The sequence below is a fragment of the Streptomyces sp. NPDC047981 genome (genome assembly GCF_040653315.1).
Taxonomy (GTDB): domain Bacteria; phylum Actinomycetota; class Actinomycetes; order Streptomycetales; family Streptomycetaceae; genus Streptomyces.
Window position 1 is genome coordinate 1 of sequence record NZ_JBEZNQ010000057.1, and the last position, 17,970, is coordinate 17,970.

General features: G+C 71.0%; 19 protein-coding genes and 2 tRNA genes. 5 read left to right on the plus strand and 16 right to left on the minus strand.

The annotated features are described in order from the left end of the window. Nucleotides 1–1,320: PASTA domain-containing protein (locus AB0E14_RS28070; protein WP_362423942.1), on the plus strand; the 1,320-nt coding region annotated here is incomplete at its 5' end. Between the two features lie 78 nt (nucleotides 1,321–1,398). Here the strand turns inward: AB0E14_RS28070 and AB0E14_RS28075 are convergent. The 6 genes from AB0E14_RS28075 to AB0E14_RS28100 form a co-directional block, all read right to left on the minus strand. After that, nucleotides 1,399–2,076: a class E sortase gene (locus AB0E14_RS28075; protein WP_362423945.1), complete on the minus strand. Its 678-nt coding sequence runs from the start codon at nucleotides 2,074–2,076 to the stop codon at nucleotides 1,399–1,401. A 45-nt stretch (nucleotides 2,077–2,121) separates the two neighbouring features. After that, nucleotides 2,122–3,216 (minus strand): class E sortase, encoded by a 1,095-nt coding sequence (locus tag AB0E14_RS28080; RefSeq protein WP_362423948.1) that lies wholly within the window; start codon nucleotides 3,214–3,216, stop codon nucleotides 2,122–2,124. Beyond that, entirely contained in the window at nucleotides 3,213–3,851 is a 639-nt protein-coding gene (locus tag AB0E14_RS28085) for an aminodeoxychorismate/anthranilate synthase component II (RefSeq protein ID WP_362423951.1), read from the minus strand. The genes AB0E14_RS28080 and AB0E14_RS28085 overlap by 4 nt, the downstream gene beginning before the upstream one ends. Continuing rightward, nucleotides 3,848–4,009 (minus strand): hypothetical protein, encoded by a 162-nt coding sequence (locus AB0E14_RS28090; RefSeq protein ID WP_362005436.1) that lies wholly within the window; start codon nucleotides 4,007–4,009, stop codon nucleotides 3,848–3,850. The genes AB0E14_RS28085 and AB0E14_RS28090 overlap by 4 nt, the downstream gene beginning before the upstream one ends. A gap of 64 nt (nucleotides 4,010–4,073) precedes the next feature. Next, nucleotides 4,074–4,751: a class E sortase gene (locus tag AB0E14_RS28095; protein ID WP_362423955.1), complete on the minus strand. Its 678-nt coding sequence runs from the start codon at nucleotides 4,749–4,751 to the stop codon at nucleotides 4,074–4,076. A 50-nt stretch (nucleotides 4,752–4,801) separates the two neighbouring features. Continuing rightward, nucleotides 4,802–5,569, minus strand: coding sequence for a DUF881 domain-containing protein (locus AB0E14_RS28100; RefSeq protein ID WP_362423958.1), 768 nt, complete (start codon nucleotides 5,567–5,569; stop codon nucleotides 4,802–4,804). A 152-nt stretch (nucleotides 5,570–5,721) separates the two neighbouring features. Here AB0E14_RS28100 and crgA point away from each other — a divergent pair, with 152 nt between their 5' ends. After that, on the plus strand, nucleotides 5,722–5,976 hold the full coding sequence (gene crgA / locus AB0E14_RS28105; RefSeq protein WP_137988265.1) for a cell division protein CrgA: 255 nt from the start codon (nucleotides 5,722–5,724) through the stop codon (nucleotides 5,974–5,976). A gap of 305 nt (nucleotides 5,977–6,281) precedes the next feature. On the opposite strand, the gene AB0E14_RS28110 is transcribed toward crgA, so the two are convergent. Then, nucleotides 6,282–7,148, minus strand: coding sequence for a rhomboid family intramembrane serine protease (locus AB0E14_RS28110; RefSeq protein ID WP_362423963.1), 867 nt, complete (start codon nucleotides 7,146–7,148; stop codon nucleotides 6,282–6,284). Nucleotides 7,149–7,261: 113 nt separating this feature from the next. Next, nucleotides 7,262–7,816: a peptidylprolyl isomerase gene (locus tag AB0E14_RS28115; RefSeq protein ID WP_362423966.1), complete on the minus strand. Its 555-nt coding sequence runs from the start codon at nucleotides 7,814–7,816 to the stop codon at nucleotides 7,262–7,264. Nucleotides 7,817–8,005: 189 nt separating this feature from the next. Here AB0E14_RS28115 and AB0E14_RS28120 point away from each other — a divergent pair, with 189 nt between their 5' ends. Continuing rightward, complete coding sequence (locus tag AB0E14_RS28120; protein ID WP_362423968.1) at nucleotides 8,006–8,776, plus strand: DUF5324 family protein; 771 nt, start codon at nucleotides 8,006–8,008, stop codon at nucleotides 8,774–8,776. A gap of 116 nt (nucleotides 8,777–8,892) precedes the next feature. Here AB0E14_RS28120 and AB0E14_RS28125 read toward each other — a convergent pair whose 3' ends face one another. The 3 genes from AB0E14_RS28125 to AB0E14_RS28135 all read right to left on the minus strand — a co-directional run bounded on the left by AB0E14_RS28125 (nucleotide 8,893) and on the right by AB0E14_RS28135 (nucleotide 11,062). Beyond that, nucleotides 8,893–9,267, minus strand: a complete 375-nt coding sequence (locus AB0E14_RS28125) for a DUF6344 domain-containing protein (protein WP_362423971.1) — start codon at nucleotides 9,265–9,267, stop codon at nucleotides 8,893–8,895. A 195-nt stretch (nucleotides 9,268–9,462) separates the two neighbouring features. Further along, nucleotides 9,463–10,722 carry an MFS transporter gene (locus AB0E14_RS28130; protein ID WP_362423974.1) on the minus strand — a complete coding sequence of 420 codons (1,260 nt, stop codon included), beginning with the start codon at nucleotides 10,720–10,722 and terminating at the stop codon, nucleotides 9,463–9,465. Between the two features lie 267 nt (nucleotides 10,723–10,989). Continuing rightward, nucleotides 10,990–11,062: transfer RNA gene (locus tag AB0E14_RS28135), tRNA-Ala, on the minus strand. 132 nt (nucleotides 11,063–11,194) lie between these two features. On the opposite strand from AB0E14_RS28135, the gene AB0E14_RS28140 reads away from it, so the two are divergent. Both AB0E14_RS28140 and AB0E14_RS28145 read left to right on the plus strand, forming a co-directional pair. Continuing rightward, nucleotides 11,195–11,743, plus strand: coding sequence for a DNA-binding protein (locus AB0E14_RS28140; RefSeq protein ID WP_362005411.1), 549 nt, complete (start codon nucleotides 11,195–11,197; stop codon nucleotides 11,741–11,743). A gap of 67 nt (nucleotides 11,744–11,810) precedes the next feature. Further along, a complete protein-coding gene (locus AB0E14_RS28145; protein WP_362424062.1) occupies nucleotides 11,811–13,190 on the plus strand; it encodes a serine/threonine-protein kinase in 1,380 nt (459 codons plus the stop codon). A 20-nt stretch (nucleotides 13,191–13,210) separates the two neighbouring features. On the opposite strand, the gene AB0E14_RS28150 is transcribed toward AB0E14_RS28145, so the two are convergent. The 5 genes from AB0E14_RS28150 to AB0E14_RS28170 form a co-directional block, all read right to left on the minus strand. Next, nucleotides 13,211–14,602 carry a hypothetical protein gene (locus tag AB0E14_RS28150; RefSeq protein ID WP_362423977.1) on the minus strand — a complete coding sequence of 464 codons (1,392 nt, stop codon included), beginning with the start codon at nucleotides 14,600–14,602 and terminating at the stop codon, nucleotides 13,211–13,213. After that, nucleotides 14,599–16,545 (minus strand): VWA domain-containing protein, encoded by a 1,947-nt coding sequence (locus AB0E14_RS28155; protein WP_362423980.1) that lies wholly within the window; start codon nucleotides 16,543–16,545, stop codon nucleotides 14,599–14,601. Before AB0E14_RS28155 ends, AB0E14_RS28150 begins: the two co-directional genes overlap by 4 nt. Before the next feature lie 242 nt (nucleotides 16,546–16,787). Continuing rightward, nucleotides 16,788–16,922 (minus strand): DLW-39 family protein, encoded by a 135-nt coding sequence (locus AB0E14_RS28160; protein ID WP_003958712.1) that lies wholly within the window; start codon nucleotides 16,920–16,922, stop codon nucleotides 16,788–16,790. Nucleotides 16,923–17,067: 145 nt separating this feature from the next. Then, nucleotides 17,068–17,141 (minus strand) — tRNA-Ile (locus AB0E14_RS28165). A 109-nt stretch (nucleotides 17,142–17,250) separates the two neighbouring features. Then, nucleotides 17,251–17,892, minus strand: coding sequence for a DUF3566 domain-containing protein (locus AB0E14_RS28170; protein ID WP_362423983.1), 642 nt, complete (start codon nucleotides 17,890–17,892; stop codon nucleotides 17,251–17,253). Nucleotides 17,893–17,970 lie beyond the last annotated feature (78 nt).

A 17,970-nucleotide genomic window follows, 5' to 3' on the forward strand; every position in this document is an offset into this window, starting at 1 on the left:
GCGGTCGCCTACCAGCACGTGCGGGAAGAGCCTCAGCCGCCGAGCAACTTCGACCCCGAGATCACGCCCAACATGGACGCCATCGTCCTGAAGGCGCTGGTCAAGGACCCCGACTACCGCTACCAGTCCGCCGACGAGATGCGCGCCGACATCGAGGCCTGCCTCGACGGCCAGCCCGTCGCGGCAGCCGCGGCGATGGGCGCGGTGGCGTACGGCGGCGGTTACGGCAACGGCTACGGCGGCTACGCCCCCGAGGACCAGCCGACGACCGCCCTGCGCCAGGCCGACCCGGCCGGCCAGACCTCCATGCTCCCGCCGATCAACCCGGACGACGGCGGCTACGGCTACGACGACCGCCCGGACCGCCGCCGCCAGAAGAAGTCGAACACCTCGACGATCCTGCTGGTGCTCGCGGGCATCCTGGTGCTGGTCGGCGCGATCCTCATCGGCCGCTCGATCTTCGACACGAAGGAAGAGCCGCAGCAGGTGACGATCCCGTCGCTGGTCGGGCACACCCTCAAGGAGGCCGAGGGCTCGGCGAAGAACGCCGGGGTCAAGGTCACCCAGTCGGGTTCCGAGCGGTGCGAGCAGCCGAAGGGCAAGATCTGCAGCCAGACGCCGGCGGCGGACGGCGTGGCGAAGATGACCGTCGGCGAGACGATCTCGGTCGTCGTCTCCGAGGGCGCGCCGCAGATCGAGGTCCCGGACGTGGTCGAAAAGTCCCAGGAGACCGCTGAGAAGAACCTGAAGGACAAGGGCTTCAAGGTCGTCGTCGAGCAGGAGGAGTCCGACGAGGACCCGGGCACGGTCCTGCGCCAGGACCCCGCGGGCGGCTCGAAGGCGGAACAGAACTCGCCCGTGAAGATCGTCGTGGCCAAGCAGGAGAAGTCGCAGCTGCCGGACGTCACGGGCCGTGAGGTCAACCAGGCCATCCAGCAGCTCAACCAGCTCGGCTTCACCAACATCGCCCAGCAGCAGGAAGACTCCCAGCAGCCGGCCGGTACGGTCACCGGGATGACTCCGAGCGGTGGCACGAACCAGCCGAAGGACGTCCAGATCACGCTGAAGGTCTCCAAGGGCCCGCAGCAGACGCAGACGACGATCCCCGCGGGTCTCTCGGGCAAGACGTTCGACGAGGTGAAGGCGCAGCTGGAGGCCCTCGGCCTGGTCGTGCAGCAGCAGGGCTCGAACAGCGGCGACGCCAGGGTCTTCGGCACCAACCCGCCGGAGGGCAGCCCGATCACCACCGGCCAGACGGTCACCGTCTTCACGGCGGGCGGCAACAACAACGGCGGCAACAACGGCGGCTTCTTCGACTAGCAGCCGCACCGACGCGCCACGCACGCGAAGAGCCCCGGCATCCAGGAGGATGCCGGGGCTCTTCGCTGTCCGGTGCGGCTACCGCAGCTCCGCCGGGGGCGTGCGCTCGGCGTTGACCTTCTCGGTGCGGACCAGTTCGCCCCAGACGATGTAGCGGAAGTCCGAGGTGTACATCGGCGTGCACGTCGTCAGCGTGATGTAGCGGCCCGGCTTCGCCTTGCCCGATTCCTTCGGGACCGGCTGGAGGACGGCCACGTTGTACTTCGTCGTCTCCGGGAGGCTCTTGTAGACCTTGTAGACGTACCAGGTGTCCTTGGACTCGAAGACGATCGAGTCGCCGTTCTTCAACTTGTGGATGTTGTGGAACTTCGCCCCGTGCCCGTCGCGGTGCGCGGCCAGGGTGAAGTTGCCCTGCTTGTCCTGCGGGAGGGCGGACTTGACCGGGTCGGTGTAGTAGCCGGCGACGCCGTTGTTGAGCGTCTTGCTGTCGGTGCCCTTCTTGACGAGTATCTCGCCGGCGCCCATCTTCGGGACGTGCAGGAAGCCGATGCCGTCCTTGGTGTCCAGGGCGCCGGGGCCCGACGCGGCCCAGTTGTCGCGGACCTGGTTGCCGTCCTTGTCGGCGGCGCGGTCGGCCAGGACGTTCGTCCACCACAGCGAGTAGACGACGAAGAGACCGAGCACCAGGCCCGCGGTGATGAGGAGTTCGCCGAAGACACTGATGACTCCGGCGATCCAGTTGCGCGCACGTGCCACTGCGTCGTCCCGTCCTGAGGTGTGGTTCGTGGGTTCCGTAGGGGGTCAGCCTACGAGCGCGTCCGGTTTCCCCTTGCTGCGCGGGCGTTCCTCGACCATCTTGCCCCACACGATCATCCGGTACGTACTGGTGAATTCGGGCGTGCACGTGGTCAGCGTGATGTAGCGGCCCGGCTCCTTGAAGCCCGACTGCTTGGGCACGGGGTCGATCACCGAGACGTTGGACGGGGCCGTCTGCGGCAGGATGCTCGCCATCTCGTACGTGTAGTACGCGTCCTGCGTCTCCACGACGATCGGGTCGCCGGGCTCCAACCGGTTGATGTACCGGAAGGGTTCGCCGTGGGTGTTGCGGTGTCCGGCCACCGCGAAGTTGCCCTGCTTGTCGGCGGGCATCGCCGTCTTCAGACTGCCCTCGCTGTAGTGGCCGACCATGCCCCGGTCCAGGACCTTGGGCTTGTCGATGCCCTCGGCGACGGGGACGACCACGTCCAGTTTGGGGATGTACATGATGGCGAAGCCCTGTCCCGGCTCGAACGCTCCCGGCGCCCTGCCCTTGGACCAGGCGTCCTCGATCTGTCCCTTGGCCTTGTTCGCCTGCTGATCGGCGCGGACGTTCGTCCACCACAGCTGGTAGGTGACGAACAGCAGCATGACGACGCCGAAGGTGATGAACAGCTCGCCCACGAACCGGCTGGCGACGACGCCGACGCTGTCCTTCGCCGCGCGCGCCGCGCGGCGGGCCTCGACGCGGGACATCGGCTGGGCGGGAGTCTCGGAGGCCTGCGCGGGGGCTCCCTTGCGGCCCTTGCCCTTCGCGGCGCGCCTGCGTTCCGCCCTGCCGGGGCCGGGAAGCGGCGTCACGGCCGTCTCAGGCGCCTCGGCGGGCTCCACGGTCCGCAGACCCATCGTCTCGTCCCGAGGCGCGTACGCGGCCTCGTAGGGCTCCTCGGGGGACGGCTCGTACGGGCGCTCCGTCGCCGGCGCCGGCGACGGCACCGGTTCTGGTGTCGGCTCGTACGCGTACTCCTGCTGGTACGGGTACGCCGGCTGCTCGTGCGCCTGCTGTTCGTACGCCGGTATCGCCTCCTGCTCGTCCTCCGGCAGGTTCGTCGCCCGGAACCACGGCGACCCCGTCGTCACGCGACGGCCTTGCCCACCACCGGCGCGAGCCCCGCCGACCGGCCCACCGCCCCCTTGTCGCCGCACCGCTCCAGCCAGTTGGCGAGCATCAGGTGGCCGTGCTCCGTGAGCACCGACTCGGGGTGGAACTGGACGCCCTCGACGTCCCGTTCGCGGTGGCGCAGGCCCATGATGATGCCGTCCTGCGTGCGGGCCGTGACCTCGAGCTCGGCCGGCAGCGCCGCGGGTTCGGCGGCCAGCGAGTGGTAGCGCGTCGCGGTGAACGGCGACGGCAGGCCGGCGAAGACGCCCTGGCCCTCGTGCGTGACGAGCGAGGTCTTGCCGTGCAGCAGCTCGGGGGCGCGGTCGACGACACCGCCGTACGCCACGGCCATCGACTGCATGCCCAGGCAGACGCCGAAGACGGGCACCCCGGTGTCGGCGCAGTGGCGCACCATGTCGATGCAGACACCGGCCTGTTCGGGCGCGCCCGGTCCGGGTGAGAGCAGGACGCCGTCGAAGCCGTCCTGCGCGTGGCTCAGCTCGACCTCGTCGTTGCGCAGCACTTCGCACTCGGCGCCGAGCTGGTAGAGGTACTGGACGAGGTTGAAGACGAAGCTGTCGTAGTTGTCGACGACGAGAATCCGCGCGCTCACTGGCCGTCCACCGTCACATCGTTGAACGGAAGCAGAGGCTCCGCCCAGGGGAACACGTACTGGAAGAGGGCGTAGACGACCCCCAGGACGAGGACGAGCGAGATGAGGGCCCGTACCCACGCGTTGCCCGGCAGATGCCGCCAGATCCAGCCGTACATGACGTCCGCTGCCCCTTCCGTTCGTTACGGGCACCAGAGTACGGGTCGATGGATCGTTGAGGGGTCAGCCCGTCAAAGCCGGTGGCTTGCCCTGCGTCACAGGCTGGGTGGCGTCGAGGTGCGCCCAGGCGATCAGCCGGTGGCTGCTGCCCCACTCCGGCTCGCAGGTGGTGAGGGTGAGGTAGCGGCCCGGGCCGTCGAAGCCGGACTTGCGGGGCACGGGGTCGATCACGCCGATGTCGGTGGGGACGGTGCGGAGCGGGGCGCGGGCGATGCGGTACGTGTACCAGGTGGTGCCGTCGGTGAGGACGACCGCGTCACCCGGCCGCAGCCGGGGAAAGTCCTTGAACGGATCTCCGTACGTGCGCCGGTGGCCGGCGACGGAGAAGTTGCCGGTCTGGCCGAGGCGGGCGGTGGCGGCGTAGTGGCCGAGGCCCTTCTTGAGGACGCCGGGGGACGTGCCCTCCAGGACGGGCCACTCCCAGTCCTTGCCGAGGCGCGGGACGTACATGACGGCGATGCCGCGGCCGGCCCGGTACGGCTCGGGGGGCGGCGCGGCCGTGACGGTCTCGGCGACGGGCCGGTCCACCCATTCCCGCTCCAGGGTGTCGATCTGCCCGGCCGTGGCGCTCTGGGCCTGGACGCCGGTCCAGTACATGACGTACACGACGAAGAGGACGATCAGGGTCCCGACGGTGAGGCACAGCTCGCTGAACGTCCGGACGATCAGTCGCACCGTCACCGGCCGGCCTCCCCGCAGTCGGCTCGCCAGCTCGTCGGCTGATCAGCTCATCAGCTCGCAGGCTTCGCGTAGTGGAGATCCACTGTGCCCGAGTAGCCGGGAAGAGTCACCGCCCTGTGCTCGTCGACTTTCCAGCCGAGGCCGTAGGCCTTCACGTACAGCTTGTAGTTCTGCACGGCCGGGGAGTCGGCGAGCGCCTTGGCCAGCTTTCCCCGGTCACCCACTGCGGTGATCTTGTAGGGGGGTGAGTAGACCCGGCCCTGGAGGATCAGGGTGTTGCCCACGCAGCGGACGGCGCTGGTCGAGATGAGCCGCTGGTCCATGACCTTGATGCCCTGGGCGCCGCCCTGCCAGAGCGCGTTCACGACCGCCTGGAGGTCCTGCTGGTGGATGACCAGGTCGTTGGCCTGCGGCTCGGGGTAGCCGGGGGCCGCCTGGGCGTTCGGCGGGGCGTCGTTCAGGGTGACGGTCAGGCCGGGCCCGGAGGTCTCGGTGGTACCGGCGGCGGCCTCCAGGGCGCGCAGCCGGGCGTCCTCCGCGCGCGTGGAGCCGTCGTCGCGGGCGGCGAGGCCGTCGACCTGGGCGCGGAGGGCGGCGGTGGACTCGTCCAGTCCCGCGTTCTTGTGGCTGCGTTCCTCGATCAGGTCGGAGAGCCGCAGCAGCGACGCGTCCGTCCGGATGTTCGTACCCTTGGCGGTGTTGAAGCTGGTCACGAAGATCAGCCCGGCGAGGGCGAAGACGGCAGCGGTCAGCACCCGGACGGGGCGCCACCTGGTGGGTCGGCCCGGCCCGGGGGAAGAGTCGGCAGAATTGCTCAACGTACCCTGATCCCCTTCGGTGCCGTGGAAGCACTACGCTAACGGACGCCCGGGGGACGCAGTGGTCGTCCCTATGTCACCCAGCCGTCCCACCCCGGCGCCAGCCACAGTTCCCTGCGCGGTCACGCAGCGCATCGACAGGAGAGTCCCTCGTGCCGAAGTCACGTATCCGCAAGAAGGCCGACTTCACGCCCCCGCCCGCCAAGCAGGCCACCAACATCAAGCTGACCAATCGCAGCTGGGTGGCACCGGTGATGCTGGCGCTGTTCCTGATCGGGCTCGTGTGGATCGTGGTCTTCTACGTCACCGACGGCACGCTGCCGGTGAAGTCCATCAACAACTGGAACATCGTGGTGGGCTTCGGCTTCATCGCGGCCGGGTTCGGCGTCTCCACGCAGTGGAAGTAGCGGGCGCCCGACGCGCCCGTCAAGCCTTGCCCTGAACTTATCCACAGCGTTGTGCACAGCACTGGATAACTTACGAAGATCTGTGGATAACTCGTACCGGGTTGACGCCGGTGTGACTGCGGCAACGCCGCCCCACACCCACCACACCCCCTGCTCCCGCTGGAAAAGACCAGCTCAGGAGCGGGGGGTGCGGTCGTTCCGGACGAGGTGCACAAGATCCACCACGCGCTGTGGATAACTCTGGGGAAAGCTTTGCAAGAAGCTCGTCCACAGCCCTAGGCGCTCAGGTGAGCACACCCGATCGGTCAGGTGAGGACAGCCGAGCGGACCAGGACCATGACCAGGTCGATCAGGAGCACCAGTCCACAGGCCCCGTACTGCACGAGGTTCCGCCGGTCCCTCGGCGCGTGCAGCAGACCGTAGGTCACGAGCGCGCCGCCGACGAGGCCGCCGATGTGGGCCTCCCAGGAGATTCCGGGGCGGGTGAAGGTCAGCAGCAGGGAGAGGGCGACGAACAGGGCGACCGGCCGCATGTCGTACCGCTGCCGCCGGGTGAGCACCGCCCAGGCGCCGATCAGGCCGAAGACGATGCCGGAGGCGCCGAGGGAGGGCTGGTTCGAAGGCGCGATCACATAGGCGAGGGCGGAGCCCGAGAGTCCGGAGAGCAGACAGAGCGCGGTGTACCGGATCCGGCCGAGCTCCGGTTCGACGATGCCGCCGATGACCCAGAGTCCGAGCATGTTGAAGACGAAGTGCGCGACCTCCTCATGGAGGAAGGTCGAGGTCAGCAGCCGGTACCACTCGCCGTCCGCGACGCCGACCAGCTCGCCGAGCTGCGGGCTGTAGGCGTAGCCGATCAGCGACAGCTCGTCCAGGACCCGGTCGCCGGCGGTGTGGACGACGATGAAGAGGGCCAGGTTGATCGCGATGAGGATCTTGGTGACCAGACGCCCGTCCGACGCGATCCGGCCGCCCGCGAGCGTACGGGGCTGATTGGCGTCGGGGGCGTGGCCCGTGCCGGAGCCGTTGCGCACACAGTCGGGGCACTGGAAACCGACCGACGCCGAGACCATGCACTGCGGGCAGATCGGCTTGTCGCAGCGGGTGCAGCGGATGCCTGTCTCGACGTCCGGGTGGCGGTAACAGTGCGGCAGGCCGGACTGCGGCTCCATGGAGGTCCCTCCCGAGGAGATGGGGGCGGCGCGGCGAGGAAGCGCCCCGCCCTACCTGTACGGACGGGTGGGGCGGAATGGTTCCCCGGTGGGCGCGTCAGCGGGCCGACGCGTCAGCGGGCCGACGGGTCGGCGGCGGGCGGGCGCGTCTCGATGACGACCGACTCCAGGACCACGTCGTTGAGCGGCCGCTTCGTGTTCGGGTTGACCGGGACCGAGGCGATCGTGTCGACGACCTTCCGGCTCTTCGCGCCGACGACCTCGCCGAAGATCGTGCGCTTGCGGTTCAGCCAGGTCGTCGCGCCGACGGTGATGAAGAACTGCGAGCCGTTCGTGCCGGGGCCCGCGCTGGCCATGGCCAGCAGGTAGGGCCGGTCGAAGTAGAGCTCGGGATGGAACTCGTCGTCGAACCCGTACCCGGGACCGCCCGTGCCGTTCCCCAGCGGGTCCCCGCCCTGGATCATGAAACCCTCGATGACCTGGTGGAAGACGGTGCCGTCGTACAGCGGGTCGGCGGCGACCCTGCCGGTCGCCGGGTGCGTCCACTCCCGCTCGCCGCGGGCGAGCTCGGTGAAGTTACGGACCGTGTGGGGCGCGTGCTCCGGCAGCAGCCGGATCTCGATGTCACCCCGGCTGGTCCTGAGAGTGGCGTAGAGCTGATCGGCCACGGTCCGCCTTCCCGTCTGTCTGCCCACTGACGCGCATCGCATCCTCGCACGGAAGGCCGGAAGCGTCGTGAGTAGTCGTGCCTATGCCCCGGATGCCCGCCCCGCATGCCGGACCGCGATCGGACAGGCATGATTTCGAAAAGGGTGGAAAGGCGAAAAACCGACACCACCACCGAGTAGGAGGATCCCGTGACCCGGATGGACAGCGTGCGCGCCGCGGCCGATTCGGCCAAGGACAGCTACCTGCACGCCGCGGAAGTGGTGGCGCCCTATGCGGAGTCGGCCAAGGAGCAGGCCGCTCAGTACGCCGGCGCTGCCAAGGACCAGGCCGCGCGCTATGCGCACGACGCACGTGTCCGGCTCGCGCCGAAAGTCTCGAAGGCCGCTACGCAGGCCCGTGTTCAAGCTCGTGTGCAGTACGACGCCCATGTGGCGCCCCATGTACCGCCCCGGGTCGACGACGCCGCGCACCGTGCCGCGCTGATGACCCGCAAGGCCGCCCGTCAGGCGGCCGACTACACCAAACCACGTGTGGAACACGCGGTCGCCGCTACCGGTCCCGTTCTCGACGAGGCCGGATCGCGCTCGGTGGCCGCCTGGGCCGCGCTGCGCGGTCAGGTGACACCGAAGGAGATCGAGAAGCTCGTGCGCAAGCACGAGCGCCGTGTCAGGGCCGGTCGTCTCGCCAAGGGCCTGGTGGTCCTCGGCGTGGTGGCCGCCGGCGTCTTCTGTGCGTGGAAGTGGTGGGACAAGCAGGCCAACCCGGACTGGCTGGTCGAACCGCCCGCTCCTACCGAGGTCGATGAGGGTGTCACGGAACCGTCGTCCCGGACCTCGCCGCTGTCGTCCGTCGACGGCAGTGGGGCTCTCGATCCCGAGGTGGAGGCCAAGGAGGCCGAAGCCGAGGCTGAAGCCGAGGCCGATGCGGAAGGGGACACGGGGCGCGACGAGCGTCGCTGACCGTGGGCTGCCCCCGCGATCGGGTCCGTCGGGGCCTTCAGGGCTTCGAGGCGTTCCGGGCGCTCGGGTGGCGTGCGGCGGTGAACGTGGGGAGGAACGAATCGACTCCCCACGTGCTACGCCGCCGCGGCGAGCGCCAGGCCCGACAGCTCCGTCTGGTCCGCGAGCGTCGTCTCGGTCGGGGCGTCACCGCGCAGGTGGCGTACGGAGGGCGAGGAGTTGTGGGCCTCGGCGCCGATGCGCTGCTTGATCGTGGGCGGCAGCGAGCGCTCGCGGACCGTGGTGGGCCACTGATAGGCCGACCTCTGCGCCGGTACGGAGGCGGTGGTGCGCGCTCCGGCGGGGGCGGGCGCGGCGGCCGGCTCCTCCGGAAGCTGGACGGCGGGAGCCTGCGCGGCGGTGGCGGTGGACGCCAGGCCGACGGAGGCGAGCAGGGCGAAGAGTACGGAGATGAAGGCGGTCCAGAACTGCTTGACCTTGGCGGTGGCCATGGCCCCTCGCTTTCGTCGTGTGGTGCTCGGGACGTTCATGAAGTTCGTGATGTTCGTGGAGTTCGTCAGGTTCTCGGATGGTTCATTTCGGATTGCGCGTTTTTCGTACATTCCTCATGATGGGGACGCGGCTCCGGATTGCCCGGAACGACGCCGTCACCGCGCAGTTCTTCGGATGAACACCACTCGTCCGGCTCAACGCGCGCCGACCGGCTCCCCCGTGGCCCGCGCGGCCGACGCCTGCGTACGGGCCCGCTCGGCCCACCGCACGGCGGGCCCGGTGAGGGCCGCGGTCAGCAGGAAGATCCCGCCGAGCACCAGCCAGCCGGGCGCGCCCCAGGTGACCAGGAGCGCCGTGACAAGGAGCGGGCCGAGGGTCCGCGCGACGGGGACACCGGTGCCGTAGAAGCCCTGGTACTGGCCGATCCGGCCGGCGGGCGCGAGGGCGAAGCCGATCTGCCAGGAGCCCGCGGAGTGGCGCATCTCGGCGACCACCTGGAGCGCCGCACCCAGCACGAGGACGGCGACGGTCGTCCACGGTCCGAGGCCGACGGCGGTCACCGCGAAGACGGCGCACGAGGCGAGCATGACGACACCGGCACGGCCCACCGCGCGCGTGGCCTCGGGAAGGCCGGTCACCTTCCGCGCCGTCCGCACCTGGAAGAGCATCACGACCCCGGTGTTGAGGACGAAGAGCGCCGACACGGTCCAGCCCGGCGCGGAGGTGCGCTGCACGATCCACAGCGGCAGCGCGAGGCTGAGCAGCGGCAGCCGCAGCAGCATCAGGGCGTTGAGGAGGGTGAGCAGCGCGTACGGGCGGTCGCGGAGCACCGCGAGGCGCGGCTCGCCGACGGCGGTCGCCGGGGCGGGGGCGACGGCGGGCAGTTGGCGCAGCAGCAGGGCGCAGACGAGGAAACCGGCCGCGTCCAGGGCGAAGACGGAGAGGTACGCGGTACGGGTGCCGGCGTGCAGGGCGAGCCCGCCGAGACCGGCGCCGACCGCGAGCCCCGCGTTGAGGGTGGACTGCAGCCTGGCCAGTACCTCCGTACGGGCCGCGGGCTCGACGAGGCCCGCGAGCAGCGCCTGCCGGGCGGCGGCGAGGCCGCTCTGGGCGGTGGCGTACACCGCGGCGGCGACCAGGAACGGCACGAAGGAGCGGATGAGGAGGAACGAGCCGACGGCCGCCGCCGTGGCGAGGGCGAGCAGGACGGCGGTGGTGCGGGGCCCGCGTCGGTCGGCGAGGTGGCCCAGCCAGACTCCCGCGACCGAGCCGACGGCCCAGGCGAGGGTCAGACCGATGCCGATGCGGGCGGCGGACAGGCCGACGATCTGGCTGAAGTAGAGGGCGGACGTCACGTAGAAGGCGCCGTCGCCGATCGCGTTGCTCAACTGGGCGAGAAGCAGCGCGCGGGGAGCCCTGGATGCCGGCTGTACCACGGAGTCGGTGTTCGCCATGGACACGACGTTACGGTCCGGTGGCCCAGGGCAGGAGGTCCAATCAGGGCCCGCGATCGTGGGCCAATCGGCACGGTCCCGCAGACTCGGCCGGACGGCCCACCGGGCAGCTGGACGCCGCCACCGGACGGGAACGGGGGCACCCCGCCGAGCCGACCCCCTCACATCCGCCCGGACCCCGGGCGTACCGCCCCGACACCCACGTGCCGCGCACGCAAAACACCCCTCCCGGCCCACGTTTCCGCAGGTCGAGAGGGGTGTGAGAAGTGGAGCCTAGGGGAGTCGAACCCCTGACATCTGCCATGCAAAGACAGCGCTCTACCAACTGAGCTAAGGCCCCGGAACGAGAACAGAGTACCGGGTCACCCCCTCATTCCCGCAAAAGGATTGGGACTCCCGGTCGGCGACCACGCTCCGTAAGATGCTGACCGAGGTTCGCAGTGGCGAACCTAAGGGATGGGGAGAAGAAGTAATGGACGCAGTGCAGCAAGAAGCCACGGCTAGAGCCCGCGAGCTTCAGCGCAGTTGGTACGGAGAGCCGCTGGGGGCGCTCTTCCGTCGGCTGATCGACGATCTCGGCCTCAACCAGGCCCGTCTCGCCGCTGTACTCGGACTGTCGGCGCCCATGCTCTCCCAGCTGATGAGCGGTCAGCGGGCCAAGATCGGCAACCCGGCCGTCGTCCAGCGCGTCCAGGCCCTGCAGGAGCTCGCCGGCCAGGTCGCCGACGGCAGCGTCAGCGCGGCCGAGGCCACCGACCGGATGGACGAGATCAAGAAGTCCCAGGGCGGCTCGGTGCTCACCGGCACCAGCCAGACCACGACCAGCTCGGGCGCGCCGACCGTGCGCCGGGTGGTGCGCGAGATCCAGTCGCTGCTGCGCTCGGTCGCGGCGGCCGGCGACATCATCGACGCGGCCGACTCTCTCGCCCCCGCCCACCCCGAACTGGCAGAGTTCCTCCGGGTGTACGGCGCCGGGCGCACCGCCGACGCGGTCGCGCACTACGAGTCGCACCAGAACTGACGCAGAGCAGCCCGTCCGGCAGCCGGTGCCGGACGGACGAGGCATGACGGGGAGCGGGCGCAGCGCGATGGGTGAGGTCTTCGCTGGACGGTACGAACTGGTCGACCCGATCGGACGGGGTGGTGTCGGGGCGGTCTGGCGGGCCTGGGACCACCGACGCCGCCGGTATGTGGCGGCCAAGGTGCTCCAGCAGAGCGACGCCCACACGCTGCTCCGCTTCGTCCGCGAGCAGGCGCTCCGGATCGACCACCCGCACGTCCTCGCCCCGGCCAGCTGGGCCGCCGACGACGACAAGGTGCTGTTCACCATGGACCTGGTGGCCGGCGGGTCGCTGGCCCACGTCATAGGCGACTACGGCCCACTGCCGCCGCGCTTCGTCTGCACCCTGCTGGACCAGTTGCTCGCCGGACTTGCCGCGGTGCACGCGGAGGGGGTCGTGCACCGCGACATCAAGCCGGCGAACATCCTGCTCGACGTCACCGGAACCGGGCGGCCGCATCTGCGGCTGTCCGACTTCGGCATCTCGATGCGCAAGGGCGAGCCCCGCCTGACGGAGACCAACTACGTCGTGGGAACGCCCGGTTACTTCGCGCCCGAGCAGATGCTCGGCGCGGAGCCGGACTTCCCGGCCGACCTCTTCGCCGTCGGCCTGGTCGCGCTCTATCTGCTCCAGGGCCAGAAGCCCGACTCCCGCGCCCTGATCGAGTACTTCATGGCGCACGGGACGCCGGGGGCCCCGGAGGGGATCCCCGAACCCCTCTGGCAGGTGCTGGCCGGTCTGCTCCAGCCGGACCCGGAGGCCCGCTTCAAGACGGCCACGGGCGTGCGCAAGGCACTGACCACGGCCATCGAGATGCTGCCCGATCCCCGCCCGGACGAGGAGCCGGTCGAGGTCTTCGACCAGATCGGCCCGCTGCCCGCCGGCTTCGGCCCCGACGGCCCCGCGTCCCCGGGCGGCCGGCCCGCGAACGCCTCCGCTCCCGTCGACGTACCGCCGCAGGCGGAGCACGGCCAGGCCCCGCCGCAACAGGCCCATCCACACCACGCCCAGTCCCAGCAGGCTCAGTCCCACCAGGCCCAGCCCCAGCAGGCCCAGCCGCAGGCGCCTCTGCCGAGCCCCTCCGAGACGGGCAGCTTCCATCTGCCCCCGCCGCCCCCACAGGCGGTCCCCACGTCCTCCGCGCACGCGGCCTCCCCCCTTCCCGCCGCCGCCCCGGACTTCGCCCAGGCCCCCACGGCCGCGGTGCCGTTCAACCACGCCTCTACCGTTCAATACACCGCTCAGGCCGGACAGGTTCCCACCCAGGTGCCGTCCGCCGTCGCGGTGTCCGCCGCGGCCCCGCTCCCGGCAAAGCGACCGGGACCGCCCCCGAAGGTCGCGGTCCCGGTGCTGTTCCTCGCGCTGGTCTGCTTCGCGGTCGGCATCTGGGCGCTCACCCAGACCTGACCGCCCGGCCGCCTCCGCTCCTACCGGGCGGCAGGCGGCCCGAACTGCGGCGGACCACCCTGAGGTCCGCCCTGCGGTCCGCCCCGCACCGCCTCCCTCGCCGCCCGTCGCCGCCCCGCGAGGGTCCAGACGCCGAGCCCGACGAGCAGCACCGTGCCGGCGCCGAGTCCGGCCGCCGCGACCAGGACCATGCCGTCGTTCCGGGCCGCCTCGGCGCCGCTCGCGCCGTTGGCGGCCGCGTCCCGGTCGTCGTCGGTGACCTTGAAGGGCCCGGCGTCACCGTCGTAGGCGGGGCCCTGCTTCGCCGTGCGGGTGACGTTCACCCGCAGGGTCAGCGGTACCGGCTTGTCCCCGTACTCCTTGACGATCTCCGGGCTGAGCGTCGCCGTCAGGTAGTACCAGCCCGCGAAACGCAGGGCGTTGGTGTCGCTGCTGGAGGAGAAGCGGTTCTCGAAGGCGACCGGCCGCTGCGCGTCGAGCGCCACCGTCGCCGGCTTGCCGTCGTAGCTGGCGGTGTTCTGGTCGACATGGCCGCGGGCCGGGTTGTCGAGCGAGAGCACCAGCGCGTTCGGGACGTACCCGGTGGCGCCGGTGGGGCTGCTGCCGAGTTCCGCGCTGGCGAAGATCTGCTGCCCCCAGTCGACGGGCACCCGGTAGAACAGCGTCTGGCCGGGCTTGATGTCGGCGCGCCACTCACCCTGCCGCAGCGAGGTGGCGTCGTGGAAGCCCGCCCCGCCCTGCCGCTTCTGTGGGCCGCCGGCCGGCGGCGCGGGGGTGGAGGAGGGCCAGTTCTCGGGCAGTTCGGTGGGCCCGGTCTGCTTCACGCCCGGCTCGGGGACGTACCGGATCTCCAGTTCCCAGTCGTCGGGCGTGGAGACGGCCTTGGAGGTCCGCTCGACCAGCACGTAGTAGGCGCCGGCCTGCTGGCAGGTGGAGCTGTCGGGCTCGATCGTGCGGTGGGCGTAGGCGGTGATCGGCCGGGGGTACGAGGCGGACTCGAAGGAGGAGTCCTGGTAGCCGCACTGGGCGCCCGAGCCGTCCTGCAGGGTCACCTTGACGCCGTCGCCGTACTCCGCCTTGCCGCCGGGCTTGGGCACCGCGACCACGGAGACGTACGCGTTCTTCTTGTCGTCGAGGTCGACCCGGTAGTAGAGCTTGCCGTCCTTCTTGATGCTGTCGCGGTAGCTCTGCCCCGCCTTCAACTGCCGTGCGTCCAGGCTGGAAGCGGCGCCCTTGATCGGCTGGGCGGCCCCGTCGAACCCGTACGGGTCCCCGGCCGCCCACGCCGTGCCCGCGGGCAGCACCGCCGCCGTGACCACGGCCGCGCACACCGCCCCCACCAGGCGCCGACCCGCACCCTGCCCCGCGCGCCGCGTACCCACGCCCGGCGTCCTCACGCGCTGCGTCTTCACGCGCCTCTCCTCGTGTCCGTCACTGTCCCGCTCCCGCCCCGTACGCGCCGCGTTCGCCGCGCTCGCCGCACGAGGAGGACGGCCCCCGCGATCAGCAGGACGGCCGCGCCGCCCGCTCCGGCGGTCCGGGCGACGGTCCATCCTGCCCCGCCCGTCCCTCCGCTGTCTGCGCGCGCGGCGCTTTCGCCCCGCTTGTCGGGGTTGCCCGCCGCCACCGGAGCCGCGCCGTGCTCGGGCCCCGACAGCTCCTCGCCGAGCACCGCGATCCGCAGGACCATCGCGATGCGCGGGTTCTCGGCGATCTCCGCCGTCCGCGCGCCCAGGGTGACGGCGATGTAGAAGCCGCCCGTGGTGTGCACGGGTACGACGTTGGGGTGGTGCTCGTAGCGGTTGGTCCAGGCGACCGGCACCGTCCCCATGCCCAGCGCGGCGGGACGGCCGTCGTACGTGGTCCGGGAGCTGAACTCGCCCGTACCGCCGCCCACGGGGTGCCGGGCCGGGGTGTAGACCTGCGTGCCGCCGTACGAGTTCACCGAGGAGGACCCGTCGACCGTCGGCTCGTTGGCGAACTCGACGCCGTAGCGCAGCTGTTGTCCCCAGCCGACCGGCACCTTGTACCAGCGCGTCTGGGAGGGCAGCAGCCGGTCCCGCCACACACCCCGCCCCAGCTCACGGGCGTCGTTGAAGCCGGTCCCGCCCCTGACCTCACGGGGGTCTCCGGTGGGCAGGGCGGCGTCCTTGCCGCCGATGCCGTACTCCGGCCGGGACTCCGCCGGGACCGCGCCGGCCGTCAGCGGCGCCTCGACGCCGAGGACCAGTTCCAGCGGCCAGCGGGCCGCGTCGGACGCGGGCTTGCTCCGCCGCTCGACCACGAACCAGTAGCGCCCCGCGTTGTCACAGGTCGAGTACCGCTTCTCGGTCGGGATGCGGGCGACCGCCGAGGTCAGCGGGACGGCTCCCTCGTCCTGGTGGAACAGCTCGCTGTTGGTCGCGCAGGTGCCCTCGCCGCTGACGGAGGCGTACACGAGGCTGGTGGCCAGCGCGTCGACCGTGTCCACCACCGCGCCCGCCTGCGGCACGGCCGTCGCGGAGAAGTCCGCCGTGGACACGTCGTCCAGGTCGGCCGCGTAGTACCGCTTCTCACCGGGGCCGATGGAGTCCAGGTACTGCCCCGGTACGAGCACGGGTGCCTGGCGGCTCGTCGGCGTACCGGTCACCCGCTCGCCGCGCAGCCGGTAGCCGTCGGCCGAGAGCTGCGCGGCCCGCTGGAGCTGCCGGGCCAGCGCGTCGGCGTCGGGCGCGTCGTAGTAACGCCCGTTGCCCGCCTCCGCGATGCACTCCAGCTGGCCGCGCGCCGCGCCCTTCACCTGGAAGCCGACGGTGTCGATCCGCAGCCCGACGCCGTCCTTGGCGAGCTGCGCGGCGACCTCGCAGGGCGCGGGGTCGCCGCAGGTGTCCTCACCGTCGGAGATCAGCAGGATCGTGCGGCCGGCCCCGACGGCGCCGGCGCCGGGCTCGGGCAGGTCCTGCGCGGCCTTCTGCAGGGAGAGACCGATGGGTGTGTCCCCGGTGGGCTTCAGCGCCGCGACGGCGGCCTTGAGCCCGGCCCGGTCCAGCGGCGCGACCGGACGGACCAGCCGGGTGTCCGTGCAGCCCTTGGGCCGGTCGGCGCCGTAGACCCGCAGGCCGGTGCGGTGGCCGTCCGGGAGGCCGTCGACGACAGTGCCGACGGCGGTGCGGGCCGCCTCCATCCGGGTCCGTCCCGAGCCGTCGTCCTCGCCCATGGAGCCCGAGGAGTCGAGCACCATCACGAGGCTCGCGCCCCCGTCCGCCTCCCCGTCGGCCGCGGCCGCTCCCGGCGCCGGTGTGAGCAGCAGCGTGAGCAACGCCCCCACCACCACCCAGCCGGCCGCCGCTGTCCTTCGTACCCTCAGCGCTCTCACGCTCTGCCCCCTTGACCGAGATCATTCAACTTTGCTCTCGCAACCTAATGATTTGCTCAGGTGAACTCAAGGGGGTTGGCGTCACGGTCCTGAAACAGCGCGCACACGCCTGCCGCGGCGCCCCCACATTGCCTGCCGCGGCGCCCGAAGCGGCACCCGGACGCCTACCGCGGCGCCCAGGACAGCGCGAAGCCCCGGCCGCTCGAACGCGACCGGGGCTTCGCCCTCAGACCTTGTGCGACTCAGACACCCGAACCCGCGGGCACGGAGTCGGTCGCCTCCGTCCACAGATCCTGCTCGGCGCGATCCGCCTGGATCTGGCGGTACACGAGGAGCCCGCCGATGGCGGCCAGTGCGACCAGGAGAAGCTTCTTCACCGCGCGACCTCGTCTTTCGTTGACGTAGGAGACTTCTGACGCCCACTCTACACACCGACCGATACCGATCGGTGACCTAGTCCGGGCACGTCTCGCCAAATGCAATCGGCCCGAACGGGTGAACCGTTCGGGCCGATCGTCACTGTGGGGCTAACAGGATTTGAACCTGTGGCCTCATCCTTATCAGGGATGCGCTCTAACCAACTGAGCTATAGCCCCGCCGCGCTCTGCGGTGTGTGTCCCGCGCGCTGACTCCTGAAGGTTAGCGCACGTGGGGGCCAGTCCCAAAATCGGTTCTGTGCGGCCCCCGCGGGTCACCCGCCGCAGGTCACTCGTCCTCGGCCAGCGTCAGCTCGACACCGCCCACGAATCCGGCCGACAGGTTGTAGATGAACGCGCCCAGCGTCGCCAGGGCGGTCATCAGGACCACGTCGATCACGGCGATGACGGAGGTGAACATCAGCACGCGCGGCAGCGAGAGGAACGACTGCAGATCGAAGCCGTTGGACTCGTTCGAGCCCGTCGCCTCGCTGATCGTGCCGCCGACGGTCGAGAAGACGCCCATGGCGTCCATGACCATCCACAGCACCGACGCGGCCACGACCGTGCAGACGCCCAGCGCGATGGAGAGCAGGAAGCTCACCTTCATCACCGACCACGGGTCGGCCTTGGCCACCCGCAGCCGCGCCTTGCGGGTACGCGGCGTCGTCCGCGCCCCCGTCCGCGGCCGGCGCACGGCGCCCGTGTTCTGACCGCCCACGCCACCGACCACGCCGCCTGCCACCCCGCCGCCTCCAGTACCGCCTGCCACGCCGGCCGTCGTACCGCCCCCGCCGGTGCCCGGCGCCTGCGCGCCGTACGCCTGCGGCGGGTGGTACGGCCCGCTCGGCTGCTGCGCGCCCGCGCGCTCGCCGGGCAGCGGCCCGTTGTACGTCTCGTACGAGGGCCCCTGCCCTCGGGTGTCCGTCACCGCAACCCCCTGGGAGTCCGTGGCGGAGCCACGGGCACCGTTCGCTCCGGCCCCTGCGGAGGCTCCGGCCGAACCGGC

What these genes read in the sequence shown, in the direction of transcription:
- AB0E14_RS28090 (WP_362005436.1), bottom strand. Translation starts at nt 4,009, where the DNA reads ATGTACGGCTGGATCTGGCGGCATCTGCCGGGCAACGCGTGGGTACGG.
- AB0E14_RS28140 (WP_362005411.1), top strand. Translation starts at nt 11,195, where the DNA reads ATGGACGCAGTGCAGCAAGAAGCCACGGCTAGAGCCCGCGAGCTTCAG.
- AB0E14_RS28130 (WP_362423974.1), bottom strand. Translation starts at nt 10,722, where the DNA reads ATGGCGAACACCGACTCCGTGGTACAGCCGGCATCCAGGGCTCCCCGC.
- AB0E14_RS28110 (WP_362423963.1), bottom strand. Translation starts at nt 7,148, where the DNA reads ATGGAGCCGCAGTCCGGCCTGCCGCACTGTTACCGCCACCCGGACGTC.
- AB0E14_RS28145 (WP_362424062.1), top strand. Translation starts at nt 11,811, where the DNA reads ATGGGTGAGGTCTTCGCTGGACGGTACGAACTGGTCGACCCGATCGGA.
- AB0E14_RS28125 (WP_362423971.1), bottom strand. Translation starts at nt 9,267, where the DNA reads ATGGCCACCGCCAAGGTCAAGCAGTTCTGGACCGCCTTCATCTCCGTA.